The organism is Paenarthrobacter sp. CCNWLY172 (assembly GCF_037402035.1).
Classification (GTDB): Bacteria; Actinomycetota; Actinomycetes; order Actinomycetales; family Micrococcaceae; genus Arthrobacter.
In genome coordinates, this window is record NZ_JBBEGB010000003.1 from 65,490 (window position 1) to 82,877 (window position 17,388).

The 17,388-nt window shown below is 62.1% G+C and carries 13 protein-coding genes and 2 tRNA genes; 11 read left to right on the top strand and 4 right to left on the bottom strand.

Annotation, left to right across the window (positions count from 1 at the left end; all coding sequences use genetic code 11):
* Window positions 1-130: 130 nt before the first annotated feature.
* The 5 genes from WBN73_RS05165 to WBN73_RS05185 all read left to right on the top strand — a co-directional run bounded on the left by WBN73_RS05165 (window position 131) and on the right by WBN73_RS05185 (window position 5,817).
* Window positions 131-1,267, top strand: coding sequence for a YlbL family protein (locus WBN73_RS05165; protein ID WP_280623150.1), 1,137 nt, complete (start codon window positions 131-133; stop codon window positions 1,265-1,267).
* Between the two features lie 126 nt (window positions 1,268-1,393).
* The gene (locus WBN73_RS05170; protein WP_280623149.1) at window positions 1,394-4,390 is read left to right on the top strand and encodes a UPF0182 family membrane protein; all 2,997 of its coding nucleotides are present in this window, start codon (window positions 1,394-1,396) and stop codon (window positions 4,388-4,390) included.
* Window positions 4,391-4,530: 140 nt separating this feature from the next.
* Window positions 4,531-4,604: transfer RNA gene (locus WBN73_RS05175), tRNA-Met, on the top strand.
* Window positions 4,605-4,818: 214 nt separating this feature from the next.
* A tRNA-Met gene (locus WBN73_RS05180) sits at window positions 4,819-4,892 on the top strand.
* Window positions 4,893-5,016: 124 nt separating this feature from the next.
* Complete coding sequence (locus WBN73_RS05185) at window positions 5,017-5,817, top strand: GntR family transcriptional regulator (RefSeq protein WP_207594059.1); 801 nt, start codon at window positions 5,017-5,019, stop codon at window positions 5,815-5,817.
* Between the two features lie 95 nt (window positions 5,818-5,912).
* Here WBN73_RS05185 and WBN73_RS05190 read toward each other — a convergent pair whose 3' ends face one another.
* Together WBN73_RS05190 and WBN73_RS05195 are read right to left on the bottom strand one after the other, a co-directional pair.
* A complete protein-coding gene (locus WBN73_RS05190; protein ID WP_337339771.1) occupies window positions 5,913-6,701 on the bottom strand; it encodes a PspA/IM30 family protein in 789 nt (262 codons plus the stop codon).
* Window positions 6,702-6,799: 98 nt separating this feature from the next.
* Window positions 6,800-8,857, bottom strand: coding sequence for a TPM domain-containing protein (locus WBN73_RS05195; RefSeq protein ID WP_337339770.1), 2,058 nt, complete (start codon window positions 8,855-8,857; stop codon window positions 6,800-6,802).
* Window positions 8,858-9,178: 321 nt separating this feature from the next.
* Here WBN73_RS05195 and WBN73_RS05200 point away from each other — a divergent pair, with 321 nt between their 5' ends.
* The 6 genes from WBN73_RS05200 to WBN73_RS05225 all read left to right on the top strand — a co-directional run bounded on the left by WBN73_RS05200 (window position 9,179) and on the right by WBN73_RS05225 (window position 15,747).
* Window positions 9,179-10,924, top strand: a complete 1,746-nt coding sequence (locus WBN73_RS05200; RefSeq protein WP_337339769.1) for a S1C family serine protease — start codon at window positions 9,179-9,181, stop codon at window positions 10,922-10,924.
* 246 nt (window positions 10,925-11,170) lie between these two features.
* The gene (locus tag WBN73_RS05205; RefSeq protein ID WP_089597514.1) at window positions 11,171-11,974 is read left to right on the top strand and encodes an electron transfer flavoprotein subunit beta/FixA family protein; all 804 of its coding nucleotides are present in this window, start codon (window positions 11,171-11,173) and stop codon (window positions 11,972-11,974) included.
* 14 nt (window positions 11,975-11,988) lie between these two features.
* Entirely contained in the window at window positions 11,989-12,942 is a 954-nt protein-coding gene (locus WBN73_RS05210) for an electron transfer flavoprotein subunit alpha/FixB family protein (RefSeq protein WP_207594054.1), read from the top strand.
* Between the two features lie 5 nt (window positions 12,943-12,947).
* Window positions 12,948-13,727, top strand: a complete 780-nt coding sequence (locus WBN73_RS05215) for a PIG-L deacetylase family protein (RefSeq protein ID WP_207594053.1) — start codon at window positions 12,948-12,950, stop codon at window positions 13,725-13,727.
* 74 nt (window positions 13,728-13,801) lie between these two features.
* Window positions 13,802-14,347: a gluconokinase gene (locus WBN73_RS05220; RefSeq protein ID WP_280623145.1), complete on the top strand. Its 546-nt coding sequence runs from the start codon at window positions 13,802-13,804 to the stop codon at window positions 14,345-14,347.
* A complete protein-coding gene (locus WBN73_RS05225; RefSeq protein ID WP_207594052.1) occupies window positions 14,344-15,747 on the top strand; it encodes a GntT/GntP/DsdX family permease in 1,404 nt (467 codons plus the stop codon). Before WBN73_RS05220 ends, WBN73_RS05225 begins: the two co-directional genes overlap by 4 nt.
* 83 nt (window positions 15,748-15,830) lie before the next feature.
* Here the strand turns inward: WBN73_RS05225 and WBN73_RS05230 are convergent, their stop codons facing one another.
* Entirely contained in the window at window positions 15,831-16,664 is an 834-nt protein-coding gene (locus tag WBN73_RS05230; RefSeq protein WP_207594051.1) for an anti-sigma factor, read from the bottom strand.
* 1 nt (window position 16,665) lies between these two features.
* A complete protein-coding gene (gene sigK / locus WBN73_RS05235; RefSeq protein WP_369744711.1) occupies window positions 16,666-17,382 on the bottom strand; it encodes an ECF RNA polymerase sigma factor SigK in 717 nt (238 codons plus the stop codon).
* Between the last annotated feature and the right edge of the window lie 6 nt (window positions 17,383-17,388).

Consider the following 17,388-nt stretch of genomic DNA (forward strand, 5'->3'; position numbering starts at 1 on the left):
TCGTTCGCTGTAGGCAAAGCAGCCCGCCAACGCCGGACCGCGTAGTGTTGATGTTTGGTATGTGCAGCTGCCGTCTTCGGTGGCAACAGCCATGTAACCGGTCACGCAATGCCGGCATAGAGAGGCCTCAATGCTAACTTCGCCCAGCCCCGAGGGCTCATTGGATCCGCGTCAAACGTCCGACGCCGATCCCTCCTCAGTGCCTTCGGCACCGCCCCGCGACACCAGGTACATGATCATGGTGATCTCAGGCCTTTTGGCACTGGGACTCGGCATTGGCGCTGCCGCCCTGCCGGTTCCTTACGTGATTGAGTCAGCGGGGCCTACGTTCAACACTTTGGGCAAAGACGGCGATAAACCCGTTATCAAGATCTCCGGACGCGAATCCTTTCCCGCCAATGGCAACCTGGATCTCACCACCGTGGTCATGACCGGCGGTCCAAAGAGCCCGGCCACTATCTTTGACGTGTTCCGTGCTTGGTTGGACAGTTCCAAAGCCATTTATCCCGAGGAACTGATCTACCCCAAGGGCACCACCGCTGAGCAAACGGTTCAAGAGGGTGAGATCGCCATGGAGACCTCCCAGGAGAATGCGTTCGCCGCCGCATTGCGGGAGCTGGATATCCCGTTTGAGCAACGGCTGAATGTCGCGGGACTCTCGGAAGCTTCACCCTCAGCCGGGAAAATCCAGGAGGGCGACCTCCTGAAGTCCATCAACGGCAAAGCCATTACGTCCATGAGCGTGATCCAGGCCGAGTTGGCTGCTGGTGCAGGGGCGCCGGCCGAGGTGGTGGTCGAGCGGAAGGGGGCTCTGGTGACGGAAACCATTACGCCCACCAGGAATTCGGCCGACCGCTATGTCCTGGGTGTGCTCCTGGCCAGTGACTTCACATTCCCGTTCGATGTCAGTATTTCCTTGGAGAACGTGGGTGGACCAAGCGCCGGAATGATGTTTGCCTTGGGAATCATCGACAACCTCGCCCCGGGCGACCTGACTGGCGGCAAACACGTCGCCGGCACCGGAACCATCACAGCCGATGGCGCCGTGGGTCCCATCGGTGGGATAGCCCAGAAGATGATCGGAGCACGGCAGCAGGGGGCCACCATGTTCCTGGCTCCGGCCGCCAATTGTGCTGACGTCGTGGGCCATGTTCCCGATGGTTTGCAGGTGGTCAAGGTCGAAACCCTGGCCGATGCCACCGCCGCTGTGGAACGGCTCGGTTCGGGAGACGACACGACGGGCCTTCCCACCTGCACAAACAACTAGACTGGCGGTGGAACTTAGCTCCACCGCCACTCGTGGCATATATGACGGCCTCCGCCATATCCCAGCGGCAGAGAATGTCAACCACTCGCATACCGACTGTTCACTGACACCAATGAGGTACAGAGTTTGTCCCGTCCCGCCAGCTCCAACCCGCCCGGAAGATCACCGCTGAGACGAGGTGCCCTGACGCCGACGCTCATTGTCGTGGCAGTGGCCGTCGTCGGGTTCATTTTCTTCGCCAATGTGTGGACCGACGTCCTCTGGTACCAGCAGCTTGGTTTCTTCGAAGTGTACATACGCGAAAACCTGGCCAGGATCATCACGTTCCTGATCGGTTTCGCCATGATGTTCGCTGCTGTGTTCTTCGCCATCAGGATCGCGTACCGCTCCCGCCCCGTTTATGCCCCGGATGCCGAGTCGCGGGATAACCTCAACCGCTACCAGGCCCAGCTTGAGCCTGTACGCCGGGTTGTCATGATCGGCCTGCCCATCCTGTTTGGCCTGTTTGCCGGCAGCGCGGCGGCCAGCCAGTGGCAGAAGGCCTTGCTGTTCTTCAACCAGGAGCCATTCGGGCAGACAGATCCGCTGTTCAACCTCGACATCAGCTTCTACCTGATGTCGCTTCCCTTCCTGGGCTTCGTCACGGGCTTCCTGATCAGCATCGCCGTAGTGGCCGGTGTCGCCGGAATCCTGACCCACTACCTTTACGGCAGCATCCGCCTGATGGAGCGCGGTATTTTCACCAGCCGCGCAGCCCAGATCCACATCGCTGTGACCGGTGCACTTTTCCTGATCCTGCTGGGTGTCAACTTTTGGTTGGACCGTTACACCACGGTGCAGAGCAATTCCGGCCGCTGGGCCGGTGCACTGTACACGGATGTCAATGCGGTAGTTCCCACCAAAGCGATCCTCGCGGTTGCCGCGGGACTTGTGGCCATTCTGTTCATCATCGCCGCGGTCATCGGACGCTGGCGCCTGCCGGTCATCGGTACCGCCATGTTGGTCATCACAGCCATCCTGGCCGGCGGTGTCTATCCGTGGGTTATCCAGCAGTTCCAAGTACGTCCCTCGGAAAACACGTTGGAGAAGGAATTCATAGACCGAAACATCAAGATGACCCGGGCCGCGTATGGCCTGGACCAGATTGATGTCTCGGCCTACAACGCCACCACCACAGCCACGACTGGCGCGCTCGCTGCAGATGCGCAAACCACTGCGAACATCCGCCTTCTGGACCCGAACCTCATTTCTTCAGCGTTCGCGCAGCTGGAACAGTACCGCCCGTACTACCAGTTTCCCCAGACCTTGAATGTTGACCGCTACATGGTTGACGGCAAGGTTCAGGACACAGTCATCGCAGTTCGCGAGCTGAACCCGGATGGCCTGAGCGCCAACCAGCAGACGTGGGTCAACAGGCACATTGTGTACACCCATGGTTATGGTGTTGTGGCTGCCAAGGGCAACAAGTTCACCGCTGATGGAAAGCCGGAGTTCCTGCAGTCCGGCATTCCGTCAAATGGTGTCCTCGGCAACGACACCACCTACGAGCCCCGCATCTACTTTGGCGAGAACTCTCCCGAGTACTCCATCGTGGGAGCGCCTGATGGTGCGCCGAACCGTGAGCAGGACCGGCCAGCAGGCAGGGAAGGCGGGGGAGAGACCCAGTACACCTTCAGCGGCAATGGCGGTCCCAACGTTGGAAACTGGCTCAATCGGATCCTCTACTCCATCAAGTTCCAGTCTTCGGACCTGTTGCTGTCCGATGGTGTCAACGCTGAGTCCCAGATCCTGTACGAACGCAATCCCCGTGAACGTGTCGAGAAGCTCGCCCCGTACCTGACTGTTGACGGCAATGCGTACCCGGCCGTTGTCGATGGTCGAGTGAAGTGGATTGTTGACGGTTACACCACCAGCCAGTACTTCCCGTATTCGCAGCCGCAGCAGTTGCAGAACGCCACTGCCGACTCGCAGACCAGCGCTGGCCGCACGGTTGCCTTGCCGAACAGCTCGGTCAACTACATCCGCAACTCGGTCAAGGCCACCGTGGATGCCTACGACGGTTCAGTAAACCTCTATGCATGGGATGATCAGGACCCCATCCTGAAGGCTTGGCAGAAGGTCTTCCCGACCGTTATCAAGCCCTACTCGGAGATGTCGGGCGATCTCATGAGCCACGTTCGGTACCCGGAGGATCTCTTCAAGGTCCAGCGTGAGCTTCTCGGCCGGTACCACGTGACGGATCCGGACAGCTTCTACCAGAACAATGATGCTTGGAGCGTTCCGAACGATCCCACTGTTTCCGAAGCCGTCAAGCAGCCGCCGTTCTACATGTCGCTGCAGATGCCTGACCAGGAGAAGCCTGCCTTCCAGCTGACATCGTCCTTTATTCCACAGACGGTCAACGGCAGCGCGAGGAACATCCTGTACGGCTTCCTTGCTGCGGACTCTGATGCCGGAAACGTCAAGGGCGTCAAGGGGGAGAGCTACGGAAAACTGCGGCTCCTGGAGCTCCCTACCGATACCCAAGTCCCTGGGCCCGGCCAGGCACAGAACAAGTTCAACTCCGATCCCACCGTGTCACAGGCGCTGAACCTCCTGCGGCAGGGGGCCTCGGACGTTCTGAACGGCAACCTGTTGACGCTGCCCGTGGGTGGCGGTCTGCTGTACGTGCAGCCCGTCTACCTGAAGTCCACCGGTGAGACGTCCTACCCGACGTTGCAGCGCGTGCTGGTGGCTTTCGGTGACAAGATCGGCTTTGCGCCAACCTTGGACGAGGCCTTGGACCAACTGTTCGGTGGCAACTCCGGCGCTACCGCCGGCGATGCCGACAACAACGGCCAAACGCCCACCTCACCTCCGGGCACCACGACGCCGCCGGCTGGTCCCACTGATGCCAAGGCTGACCTCAAGGCAGCGCTGGACGAAGCCAATAAGGCGATCGCGGACGGCCAGGCCGCCTTGGCGAAGGGCGACTTTGCCGCTTACGGCGCCCAGCAGACCAAGCTGTCCGAGGCACTGAAGAAGGCCCTGGATGCGGAAACCCGTCTGGGCGCCACGGCGACGCCTTCGGCAACACCGGAAGCCAGCCCCAGTGCCACACCGTCGCCTTCTCCGAGCAGCTAGGCCTGGCGAAAAAGGCGACTGATATGGGCCGGTGCCCGCTCCTTTCGGAGCGGTCACCGGCCCTTTCAGTTTGGGGAGACGCACATCACGCAGCCAGGATTTGGTCTCCCATTCACCGGACGGTAATGTTGTTCTTGCGACGCGGGGTGGAGCAGTTCGGTAGCTCGCTGGGCTCATAACCCAGAGGTCACAGGTTCAAATCCTGTCCCCGCAACTGGAGAAAAGGTCCGGATCAGTACTTACTGATCCGGACCTTTTTGTTTTCCCCGGAGTCCTGTGAAATCCACTGTGCCGACGTGTCCTCTGGGAGGGGTAGCGGTGGTCAACGCAGATGGAATGGAGCCCTAAGGCGCGGAAGTGATCTGCGGCACCATTGCCGCCATATGGTCAGAAGCACCCTGAAGGGTGCGGTAGAGTTGATCTTGCGACGCGGGGTGGAGCAGTTCGGTAGCTCGCTGGGCTCATAACCCAGAGGTCACAGGTTCAAATCCTGTCCCCGCAACTGGAGAAAAGATCCGGATCAGTTTTTACTGATCCGGATCTTTTGTTTAAGCGAAGTGCGTGATGACGGGTGCTAGCATCAGATCCGGATTTGCTGAGGCAGGAAAGGGGATGGGACGGACCCAATGGTCAATGAAGACGTCAAGCCGGGCCTCACCCGTGAAGTCCTTCAGAGGGACAGTCCCGTTGCTGTCTACCAGCAGGTGGCTGACGTTTTGGTGGACCAAGTCAGCCGGCTGGAGCCAGGATCCCGGATACCTACGGAAGAGTCCCTGATGGACGAGTACGGCATCAGCCGCACCACAGTCCGGAAGGCGATAGAAACGCTCGTGGTCAAAGGACTGTTGGTTCGCAGGCAGGGCAAGGGAACGTTCGTAATGGCCCAACGCCCGGTAAAAATGCTGAACCGCCTGGCTCCTTTCATGGAGACGTTCACGGCGGCGGGGATGAAGACCGTCAAAGGCCTTATCGAATACAAATGGATGGAAAAGGACAAGTCAGTGCCGGCAAAGCTGGTTTCTGATGACAACCTTGTCCTGGTGATCCGCCGATCGTATTCAAGCGCCGGCTGGCCGTATGCCATTGCGGAGATCTTCATCCCTTCGCACATCGGGCGCCATATCAGCCTTGCGGATGCCGAACGGAATTCCATCTATCAGGTTATTCAGGACAGGACACTGAAGCCGCTCCAGCGGGCGGAAATCACCGTGACCATGCATGAGCCCCCGGAGCACCTCGCAGACGCGCTCAACGTCCGTGGCTTCCCCATGGTGCCCCGACTGGAGCGGACCACGCTGGGCCCACACGGCGAGGTGCTGGAATGCACGGTGACCTACTTCCACCCGAAAGGGTTCGAGATCCGTGCTGAAGTGGCTACCGACGTAAGCCCTGGGCAGGATTCCGTGGTTCAAACTGCGGCGGGTTAGGTAAATGCCATCAGAGAAAATGGGCCGGATCCTTTGGAGGATCCGGCCCATTGGCCTGGTTCAGCGGTACTTCACGGGCACGTGCCCGATGCGAGCTAGAGCTTGTCGAAGTCAGCTTCGTCGACGGTGGAGCCACTTGTAGCGGCAGCACCGGCGCCGATGGCCGGCTTGGAACCGCCGGACTTCAATGCTGCAAGGCGAGCCTCGATCTCCGTCTGCTCTCCAAGGTCTTCCAGCTGGTTGAACTGGGCGTCGAGGCTGGAGCTGGCGAGCTCCTGCTGGCCCAGGACCTTGGCCTCTTCGCGGCGGATCTTCTCTTCGAAGCGGCCTACCTCGCTGGTGGGATCCATGATGTCAATGCTCTTGAGGGCATCGTGTACCTGGGACTGCGCGGCTGCGGTCTTGGAGCGTGCCACAAGTTCGTTGCGCTTGGCAGTGAGCTGGTTCAGCTTGCCCTTCATCTGGTCGAGCCCGGTCTTGAGCTTGTCCACTACCTCAGTCTGGGATGCGATGCTCGGCTCAGCTGCCTTGGCCTCGGACTCCGCGGTCATCTGGCGCTGGATGGCCACCTTGGCAAGGTTGTCGAACTTCTGGGCATCCACGGTGTCGCCGGCGGCGCGGTACTCGTCGGCCTTCCGGGATGCCGCAAGGGCCTTGTTGCCCCAGTCCTGGGCGTTCTTGATGTCCTCGTTGTAGTCCGCCTGCAACATCCGGAGATTACCGATGGTCTGGGCCACGGCTGATTCGGCCTCGGCAATGTTGTTCGTGTAGTCGCGGACCATTTGGTCCAGCATCTTCTGCGGGTCCTCAGCCTGGTCCAGCAAAGCATTGATGTTTGCCTTGGCGAGCTGTGAGATCCGACCGAAAATGGACTGCTTAACCATGGTGTTGCCTTTCGTCCTGCTCAGTGGTGCCACTGAAATCAGTGATCAGTTGTTGTACCGCTTCTATGCGGGGCATGGACCCCACCTAGTCTGTCGGGCTAGAAGTCGCCTCCACCGCCGCCGTCGCCGCCCCAGCCGCCGCCGTCGAATCCACCACCGGAATCGCCGCCGCCACCGAAGATGCCGCCGTCGCCTCCGCCGTCATTCCCGCCGCCCCAGCCGCCGCCGCCGCCGTTGAGGATGGAGTTGATGAGAATGCCGCCGAGGATGGCGCCGCCGAGGCCGCCGCCGCCACCGCCGCCGAACATGCCACCGCGTCCGTATCCTTGCCCCTGGTCTGCGTAGCCAAACTGGTCTACGTCGGACTGTGCGAGCTGGGCAGCCTGGGCAGCGAGTGAATGGGCCTGCTGTGCGTAGGTCAGAGCTGTTACGGGGTCATTGCGTGAAATGGACAGGGCGTAGTCGAGGTTGCGCTGAGCTTCGGCCAACCGGGTCCGTGCCTCCGTACCCACGCCACCGCGACGGGCCGTAATGTAATCCGACGTCGCGCTGATCTGGGCCTGGGCAGCCATGATGGTCTGCTGCAGCGATGCTTGTGCACGGCGGGCCTGCTCCTGCTGGTTACGAATCCCGGAGAGGGACTGGTCCAGTGCCTGATGGGCGGACTCCACGCGGCCAAGGGTGGCAATGGGGTCGATTTTTCCGCCCTGAATCTCCGTTTTGACCTGCGCAAGTGCGGCTTCCACACCAGCCACAGGGCCGGCAAGTTCCGGATGTTCGCCGGATTGGATCATGGCACGGGCTTGGGCAAGGTCCTGGCTGGTTTCAGCCACTGCGCCTTCCAGTGAAGCGCGGGCCTCATCGAGGCTTCCGGCCGTCTTGGAGATGGCATCGATCAACACGGTGGTCTGGTGCAGGCTTTCCTCGGCAGCACGAACAGCCACGGCCGCAAGGCTGCTCTCACCGGCGGACAACTTCTCCTGTGCTGCGGTGACGGCATTCTGCACGAACGCAAGACGCTCTTTAGCCTGCAGGATGTTGTCGGAGACCTGGGTCAACGCCGACTCGGCGTATTTGGCGCGCAACCCCTCAAGCGATTGCTCGGCGCTGGCGATTCTCGAGTCCGCGTCCTTGGCTCCTGCGGACACCGCTGCAAGGGCCTGGGGGGCGTTTTTCTCGAGCTCCCGCAAGGAGTCGAAATCAGCTTTCTGATCACGCAGTGAAGCCAGCGCTGCTTCCGACCGGCGGATGATCTCCCCGAGCCAGCTCCGCTGCTGTTCTTCGGTGTCAGGGATGTGGTCATCCAGTTGCTGCTGGAGTTTGAAGGACTCCGTCATGTGGGCCTTGGCTTCTTCCAAAGCCTTGGTGAAGTTGCCGATGGCGGAGTCCCCGTACTGTGCCTGGGCAAATCCGAGTTCCTGCTCACTGGACTTGATGGCGTCATCCGCCTCGATCAACAGCGAGCCGCTCTTCTGCCGCAGTTCCGGGATACTCAATCCGGCGAGCGGATCAAGCTGTTCACCTTGCGGTCCATAGCTGGCGCTGACGGCCTTGGTGCCGCCCTTCTTGCGTCGGTTCCGCAGGTAGAGGTACGTACCAGCGCCGCCAGCCGCTACAACGCCCACCCCGACGAGCACGCCGACTCCCGCGTTACCGTTTGGCACTGTTCCGCTGCCGCCACCAGCGGCATCTCCGATTGCTGCAGCTGCGTCGATGGCAGCCTGGGCATAATTGCCTGCACGCAACTGCGGGTCGATTGCCTTACTGGTAATCGTGTCCCGCTGGGCATTGGTGATCTTGCTGTTGCTGGGTTTGCTCAGCTGGTACTGACGCGTTTCGGTTGCGACGGCGAGAACAAGGGCGTTGGGCCCGAGCTGCGCTTTTTCTGCGACCTCGGCAGCCCATGCAACCCGGTCCGTAGGATTCTCAAAGCGCTTGACGAACACAGCGTGCAGCGTCATGGCGTGGTCTGTACCCAGCTTCTGGATGGCCTCTTGGACCTTGGCTTTGTCTCCGCCGAGAACGCCGGCCGAGTCCACAATCTTGGTTGTGGGATCGAGCGTCACCGGACTTTCGGCCCAGGCAGCTGTGGCCGGGAAGGCCAACATTCCAGCCAGGCCGATCACGGCGAGTACGCGTTTAACTATTGACCGCATGTGCAACCCTTCAGCACGTCTGCGACTGGAACAAGGCGTACCAATCGTCACAGAATGCTCAGCGCCCCCACGCATGGTGTAAAGCCGCAGGTCGCTGTGGCAATTCCTCTTGATTCTATGGTGCACCCCATGGCCCGTCCACAGGAGTGAATATGCCACCAGCGAAATATAGAATTGAGCTGGATTGTCCAGCCGTTGAGAGTAATCCAGCAGGAGTTCCGAGAGGCGGTGAGGGCTTTTCAGGAAGCTCCCAGCGAACGTCCGCTTTTGATCCAGTTACAGGGTCCATAGTTGTTGGAGACAAGGACGAAAGGAAGACCCATGACGGAGAACCCAGCGCAGGGCACAGCACCGGAGGATCGCGAGCCATCAGAGCCGCGGGACACCACCAGCGGCCACAGTGATGCCACCGCAACCCAGCAGCAGCCTGCCTGGACGTCAGGACAAGGGGCAGGTGCGGAGAACTCTGCACAGCCCACTACGCCGCTGCCGGCCTTCAAGTCGAATGCCGCCCCGGAGTCCCAACCAGGTCAGGAGCGCCAGCCCGGACAGGCTCAGCCCGGCCAGGAGAGTGCCCCGGCGCCGCACGCCAGCCAGCACGCGGCCCCGGCCCAGCACACACCCCAGCAGTACACCGCACAGCACGGAGGGCAGCACGCCAGCCAGCACGCGGCCCCGGCCCAGCCGTCCGCCCAGCCCAACGCCAACACGCAGCAGCCGCAGTACTACGGCGTGCCACAGCAGGACCCGGCCCACCGCCCCAGCTACCCCCAGCACCAGCCGTTCTACGGCGGAGGAGCCAGCCCTCAGGGCCAGCATGGTCCTGGAATGCCGCACGCTCCCGCCAACGCCAATGGCGCCACCAAGCGCAAGCCGGCGTTCGGCGTCGGCACCCTCGTGGCAAGCATGCTGGCGGCGGGCTTGATCGGTGGCGGCGTCGTGGCCGGAAGCAACGTGCTGTGGGACCAACCGGCCCCGGCAGCGTCAAGCAGCGGACAGTCGAGCACTGTCATCGTGAACAACAAGGATGACGTCAACGTCATCACCGCAGCGGCCGCCAAGGCCTCACCCAGTGTCGTTACCATTAAGGCGACCAGCGGCAACGAGGGCGGAACAGGTTCCGGCATCATCCTTGATGACCAGGGCCACATCCTGACGAACACACACGTCGTGACGCTCGATGGCGCAACGGCCAACGCAGCAATTGAGGTACGGACCAACGACGGCAAGGTTCTCAAGGCCACCGTGGTGGGCACTGACCCGTTGTCAGACCTCGCCGTGATCAAAGTCAGCGACGCTTCCGGGCTGGTTCCGGCAACACTCGGTGACTCGTCCAAGATCAACGTGGGGGACACCGCCGTCGCCATCGGTTCGCCGCTGGGCCTCACCGGTACGGTGACGGATGGCATTGTCTCTACGCTCAACCGGACCATCAGTGTCGCTTCGTCGGCTGTGCCGGAGGGAACGCCTGACGAGAGCCAAGGCGACGACGAGGGCTTCCAGTTCGCGCCTCCCAACGGCGGCCAGAGCCAGCGCTCGGCCAATGAAGGATCCATTGCCATCAATGTCATCCAGACTGATGCTGCCATCAACCCGGGCAACTCCGGTGGTGCGCTTGTGAACAACAAGGGCGAAGTCATTGGTGTCAACGTTGCCATCGCCTCCGCGGGCAGCGGAACCTCCGATTCCTCCACCGGCAACATCGGCGTTGGCTTCAGCGTGCCGATCAATCACGCCAAGCGCGTGGCCCAGGAAATCATCGAGTCCGGCAAGGCCAGTCACGGACAGTTCGGCGTGTCGGTTCGCTCCAAGTCGTCTACGGGCAGCGATTCCGGGTTCTCCGTGGGTGCAGAGGTCGCCGCGGTGACCACTGGTTCGGCCGCAGCGAAGGCCGGTATCAAGGTTGGCGACGTCGTGACCAAGTTCGGAGATTACACGGTCAGCGACCCGAACCAGCTGACCGCCGCTGTGCGCGAGCAGCCGGCCGGTGCCAAGGTCAAGGTCACCATTCAGCGAGGTGGACAGTCCCAGGAGGTCGAGGTCACCCTCGACGCCGCCCAGCAATAGGCGGCAGGAACAGCGTACGACGACGGGCGTCACCTGACGGGTGGCGCCCGCCGTCGTGGCGTTCCCGACACTCACACGACAACGTCGGCCAAAGGAATCTGAAACAGGGGTTAACGCTGGGAGTGGTTTTCTGCGGGCAATATGCTTAGCTAGGACGAGCCCACGCGCTGGGCTATTCACGGCCACGCTGCTGCGGTTGGCCGTCCACAAGCATGGAAGGCTGCTTCGAAGACAGTGGAAGAGACATTGAAGATTGTCGTTCTGGTCAAGCACGTCCCGGACGCGCAGTTCGACCGGCACATCACCGGACCTGGCAACACAACCGACCGTGACGAGAGCATCTTGTCCGAGCTGGATGAGTACGCACTTGAGGCAGCGCTGCAGCTGGCCGAGGAACGCGGCGGACCGAAGGCCGGCAATGAGGTCATCGCCTTGAGCATGGGTCCGTCCGGCGCCGTTAACGCGGTGAAGAAGTCGCTCCAGATCGGTGCGTACTCGGGCGTGCACCTGAGCGATGACGCTTTGGCCGGTTCGGATGCCGCGGCCACCTCACTGGCCCTCGCGGCCGCCATCCGCTACCTTTCGGCCGACGGCCGCCCTGTGGACCTGGTCCTGACCGGCATGGCGTCCACTGATGGTGAGACGTCGCTGATCCCGGCCCAGCTGGCCGAGCGCTTGCAGTTCCCGCAGGTCACCTTTGCTTCCAGCCTGGACGTTGCCGGCAGCCAGGTCACGGCCCGCCGTGATGCCGGCGCCTTCTCTGAGACCGTTGAAGCGCAGCTTCCTGCCGTTGTTTCGGTGACAGACCAGATCAACGAGCCGCGCTATCCCAACTTCAAGGGCATCCTTGCGGCCAAGAAGAAGAAAATTGCCTCCCTGTCGCTTGCCGACATCGGTGTGGACGCCTCGCAGGTGGGCTTGGCTGGCTCCTGGACCGTGGTGGAGTCTGCGGAGGCCCGCCCGCCGCGGACAGCCGGCACCATCATCACCGACGACGGCGACGCCGGCATCAAGCTGGTCGACTTCCTCGCCGCACAGAAGCTGCTCTAAAGGGGATCGCAACCATGGCAAATGCACTTGTTTTCATTGATAACCCGGGAGCAGCTCTTAAGAAGAGCAGCCTGGAACTCCTGACCATCGCCCGTTCGCTGGGCGAGACCGCCGTCGCGTTCTCCGGTGAGCTGCACGACGACGTCGCCGCCACCTTGGGTGCCTATGGCGTCGCCACCGTTTACCAGCCGTCGGCGGACGACCTCGACAACTACCTGGTGGGCCCGAAGGCCGCTTACCTTGCCGCTGCAGTGCACGCTTCGGGAGCAACAGCAGTTCTCCTGGACAACTCGCCGGAGGGCAAGGAAATCGCGGGCAGGCTTGGTATCAAGCTCAACGCCGGCGTTATCACCGACGTTGTGGGCGTGGAGGCTGACGGCACCGCGCATAAGTCGGTTCTCGCAGGCTCTTACAACACCACGGCGAAGGCCACCACTTCGGTGACGGTTCTTTCGGTCAAGGCCAACAACGTTGAGCCTGCACCGGCCGGCGCAGCGGGAATTCCCGCATCTGTCACGGTTGATGTCCCGGCGGACGCCTTGGCGAACTCTGCACGCATCGCGGCGCGGTCCGAAAAACCGGTCAGTGGCCGTCCGGACCTCAGCGAAGCCCGGATCGTCGTGGCCGGCGGCCGCGGCGTTGACGGCGACTTCGGTCCGGTGGAAGAGCTTGCAGATGCATTGGGTGCTGCAGTGGGTGCATCCCGCGCTGCTACCGACGCCGGCTGGATCGCGCACGATGCCCAGGTGGGCCAGACCGGTGTCACGGTTTCGCCCCAGCTGTACATCTCGGCAGGCATCTCCGGAGCCATCCAGCAGAAGGCCGGCATGCAGACCTCCAAGGTCATTGTGGCCATCAACAAGGACGCAGAATCGCCGGTCTTCGAAATTGCCGACTACGGCATCATCGGCGACCTCTTCAAGGTTCTCCCGCAGGCCACAGCCGAGATCAAGAAGCGGAAAGGCTGATCCCTTTGTCTCCTGGCGTTTCGTCAGCAAAGAGCCCGTTCGACGCCTCCTTGGAGCGCGTTGAGCGGGTGCTTTGTTTTACTGCCCATCCTGACGACATCGACTTCGGGGCCGCCGGCACCATTGCGGCATGGACGGCGGCCGGCGTCGAGGTCAGCTACTGCATCATGACTGACGGCGACGCCGGAGGCTTTGATCCGGTGGACAGGGAACGGATCATCGAGCTCCGCGCGGAGGAGCAGAAGCAGGCAGCCGCCCTGGTGGGCGTCAGCGACATCCACTATCTGCACGAGCGTGATGGCTATCTTGAACCGACGCATGGCGTCATCAAGCAGGTGGTGAAACTGATCCGGGAAATCCGTCCGGACATCGTGCTGACCATGCACCCGGAACGTAACTGGGATCGGCTCCAGAAGAGCCATCCGGACCACCTCGCGGCCGGCGAGGCCGTCACCCGGGCTGCTTATCCTGCGGTGGAGAATCCCTTTGCCTACCCGGAACTGGCCGAGGCCGGCCTGGGCGCGTACAAGTTGCCGTGGTTGTGGTTTATTTCCAGTCCGGAGGCCCGGGAGAACCACTTTGTGGATGTCTCAAGCCAGGTCGATGCCAAGCTGGAAGCCATCCGCGTCCATGCCAGCCAGCATCCCGATATTGACGGCATGGAGCGTGTTGTCAGGGACTTGATGCTGGCCAACGGAGAACGTGCCGGGCTGCCTGCCGGGACCAGCGCTGAGGGCTTCCACGTGGTGTCAGTCAACGGATCGAGCACCATCGCCGGCTTCTGACGTTGCCGTGGTGTTACCCGTGTCATATGCTTGATCTCGGTTAAATCATATTTATTCGAGGAAGGCAGACTTTGATGGCGAAGACTGCGCAACAACCCGTACTGGTGATTATGGGAGTCTCCGGTTCCGGGAAATCGACCGTAGCCGGCGTTCTGGCCGGCAAATTGGGATGGGACCTGGCCGAGGGCGACGACCTTCATCCCGCAGCGAACGTGGCAAAAATGCAGGCTGGTCAAGCCCTCAGTGATGAGGACCGCTGGCCGTGGCTGGGTATCATTTCGGACTGGATCCGGGAACACGTGGAGGCTGGAACGCCGGCCATTATCACGTGCTCGGCGCTGAAGAAAAAGTATCGTGATGTTCTCCGCGGAGAAGGCGTAGTGTTCGTCTTCCTGCAGGGGAGCAAAGACAAGATCTCTGATCGCCTTGCGTCCAGGCATGGACACTTCATGCCGCCGTCGCTCCTTGAATCCCAATTCGACGCCCTGGAGGAGCCGACGGAAGACGAGAATCACATCTCGCTGTGCGTCTCCGCATCGCCGGCCGAAGAAGCCGACGAGGTCATTGACCGGCTGGGTCTTCGGCCTGCTGGTGCCGGTACCGAATCGACCGTCTCGTGAAGGTCCTGGATACCGCGATGCAAGTGCAGGAATGGAGCGGGCACGACACCCAACTCCTTGTGGTCGCTGCACTGGGCATTGCGCTGATCGTCGTACTGATCGCGAAATTGAAGCTCCACCCGTTCCTGGCGCTTGTCCTGGGATCTGCCTTCGTGGGCCTGGCCTCCGGAGTGGAACTGGGCAAGGTCATCACCAACTTCGAAGACGGGGTTGGCAGTGTCCTCAAGGAAGTCGGGCTGCTGATCGCGCTCGGAGCCATGCTCGGCAAGCTGCTGGCCGATTCCGGTGGCGCCAACCGTGTGGTGGACACCTTGTTGGCCAAAGCCAGCGGCAACAAGCTGGTCTGGATGATCACCCTGGTAGCCGTGATCATTGGCTTGCCCATGTTCTTCGAAATCGGACTCGTGCTGCTGCTTCCGGTGATCGTCCTGGTCACCCAGCGGTCCAAGATGAAGCTGATGCGCATCGCCATCCCTGCGCTGGCCGGCTTGTCCGTACTGCACGGACTGGTACCGCCGCACCCGGGGCCGCTGATTGCCATCAGCGCCGTTAAGGCCGAGCTGGGAACAACACTCGGTCTTGGCATCCTCGTGGCGATTCCCACCGTCATCATCTGTGGTCCGCTCTTCTCCCGACTCGCAGCGCGGTGGGTGCCTGTTGACGCGCCGGCCGTAGCCGGTGGCATCGACACCCAGCACGCGGCTGACCTGAGTGAGGTCAAGCGCCAGCCATCGTTCCTGGTGACGCTGCTGACCATCATCTTCCCGGTGGTGCTGATGCTGCTGAAGGCTTTGGGCGGCATCATCTGGCCGAACCCTGAGACGGCACCTGCCATTCGGATCTTCTTTGACTTTGTGGGCCAGCCTTTGGTGGCCATGACACTGGCCGTGCTGCTGGCCATAGTTACCTTCGGCTACGCCGTGGGCTTCACTGGCAGCAGGATCACGGCCAAGCTCGGCGAGAGCCTGGGTCCCATCGCGGCGATCCTCCTCATTGTCGGTGCCGGTGGCGGTTTCAAGCAGACCTTGATCGGCGCCGGCGTGGGGGACTCCGTCAAGAAATGGGCGGAGGGCGCCAATATGTCGGTCTTGGTCCTCGGCTTCATCGTTGCTGTGGCGCTCCGCCTCGCCACAGGGTCTGCGACGGTGGCCACTGTAACGGCCGCCGGCATCGTGGCACCCCTTGCCAGTAGCCTGAGCCCGACGCACGCGGCCTTGCTGGCCCTGGCCATCGGGGCAGGCTCGCTGTTCCTGTCCCACGTCAACGACGCCGGATTCTGGTTGGTCAAAGAACTGTTCGGGCTCACCGTTGGGCAGACGTTCAAGACCTGGTCCGTCATGGAGACACTGATTTCCGTGGTCGGCTTCGGCTTCGTGATGCTTCTGTCGCTCGTGTTATAGCTGCGAAAGCGACTCCATAAAGCTCGACGGCGGCCGTCCCCATGGTGGGACGGCCGCCGTCGTGTGTTAATTCCCGTTCAGGGTCAGGCGCTCAACGCGACCACCAGGACAGGGTCTGTGGTGGGGGCGCTTGATCCGCCCGTGGGTTCCACGGTGATGGCAACGGACGAAGCTGAGGACAGCCCCTTGACAACGGCTGGCTTGGAGAGTGTTTGGGCGTCCATGGTGCCTTGTGGCACCGGGGCGGAGCCGTCCTTGGGCAGGGTCCACAGCTGGTAGACCTTGCCCTCCGGAGCGGGTGCAACGCCATCCATCAGAACCACGAAGGAGTCCTTGGCCGAGGACGCGGAGATGGTTGCCGTACCACCGCCGGGAACGGGCGCGGACTTCTGCTGGACATCCTGTGCCTGCAGCACCTGGTTTACGGGGTCGTTCTGCACCGAGACGTAGGCGCCCACACCGATGCCTCCAAGCGCGATCACGGCCGCTGCGGCCGCACCGATGATCCATCTGCGTGCGCCACCGGTGCGCTGGCGTTCCTCGCGCTTGGCCCTGGCGGCCGCGAGGTCGTCGACGGCGGGACGCAGGGCAGGCGGCGCCACTGGCTCAGAAGGCGCTTGGGCGGCAGCATCCGTGGTGATGCGTTCCATGATGTTATCGAAGAGCCTGGCTGGTGGCGCTTCCTCCGGGGCAAAGCTGACTGCGAGGGTCTCGCGGGCTTCGCGGACCCGCTCCAGGAATTCGGGACCTTCGGGAGCATCCTTGACGTAGTCATCGATCATGGCCCGTTCATCGTCACTGACGGCGTCCAAGGCATAGATCTCAGCCAGCTCGAGGACGCGTCCCTCGGCGAGGTCGGTAGCGATGTCATTGGCAAACATTCTGCGGATAAAGCCTCCACTGGTGTTCTCAGTCATATCAAGCCACCCCCAAGCAGGTTTTGAGGCGCAGCAAACCGTCACGGATGCGGGACTTGATGGTGGGGACGGCGGCGCCCAGGTGCTCGGCGACTTCCCGGTACGTCAGGCCGCCGTAGTAAGCAAGGCGGACGGATTCGCGCTGGGTGTCTGTCAACGTGCCGAGGCATCGGCTGACTGCTTCAGCTTCGAGGTTGGTGTCGGCTTCCTCTGCCACCAGGTCCCGATCGGGGTCCTGGCTCGCTGCGCCGTATCTGGCCTCGCGGTCGGTGGCGGCCTGCACGGCACGGACGCGGTCGATGGCGCGGCGATGGGCGATGGTCATGAGCCACGCCAGCGGGGTTCCGGCCGCGCGATCGAATTTGCTTGCGCCCTGCCACACCTGGAGGAAAACTTCCTGGGTGGCATCCTCGCTCAGGTCCGGGTCGATCAGGACGCGCTTGGCCATGCCAAACACGCGCCGTGAGGTCAGGCGGTAGAACTCGGCAAAAGCCGGCTGATCACCGGCAGCCACGAGCTCGAGCAAGGCAGTCAACTGCGTATTCAAGTCAGTTGCAGTGCCTGTGTCCTCGAAGACCGGGGGGCCGGGGTTGTTGGGGATGTCCATTACTGTCCAGCATATGTCGTCCCGTTTGAAACCGGCAGCACGGCCATATGGTGTTGCGGGCGTGGCGGCACAGCGGACTACCGTTGTTACCCTGGTCTGCAGCGCGCTCACGAATAC

What these genes read in the sequence shown, in the direction of transcription:
- WBN73_RS05165 (WP_280623150.1), top strand. Translation starts at nt 131, where the DNA reads ATGCTAACTTCGCCCAGCCCCGAGGGCTCATTGGATCCGCGTCAAACG.
- WBN73_RS05185 (WP_207594059.1), top strand. Translation starts at nt 5,017, where the DNA reads ATGGTCAATGAAGACGTCAAGCCGGGCCTCACCCGTGAAGTCCTTCAG.
- WBN73_RS05190 (WP_337339771.1), bottom strand. Translation starts at nt 6,701, where the DNA reads ATGGTTAAGCAGTCCATTTTCGGTCGGATCTCACAGCTCGCCAAGGCA.
- WBN73_RS05195 (WP_337339770.1), bottom strand. Translation starts at nt 8,857, where the DNA reads ATGCGGTCAATAGTTAAACGCGTACTCGCCGTGATCGGCCTGGCTGGA.
- WBN73_RS05200 (WP_337339769.1), top strand. Translation starts at nt 9,179, where the DNA reads ATGACGGAGAACCCAGCGCAGGGCACAGCACCGGAGGATCGCGAGCCA.
- WBN73_RS05210 (WP_207594054.1), top strand. Translation starts at nt 11,989, where the DNA reads ATGGCAAATGCACTTGTTTTCATTGATAACCCGGGAGCAGCTCTTAAG.
- WBN73_RS05220 (WP_280623145.1), top strand. Translation starts at nt 13,802, where the DNA reads ATGGCGAAGACTGCGCAACAACCCGTACTGGTGATTATGGGAGTCTCC.
- WBN73_RS05230 (WP_207594051.1), bottom strand. Translation starts at nt 16,664, where the DNA reads ATGACTGAGAACACCAGTGGAGGCTTTATCCGCAGAATGTTTGCCAAT.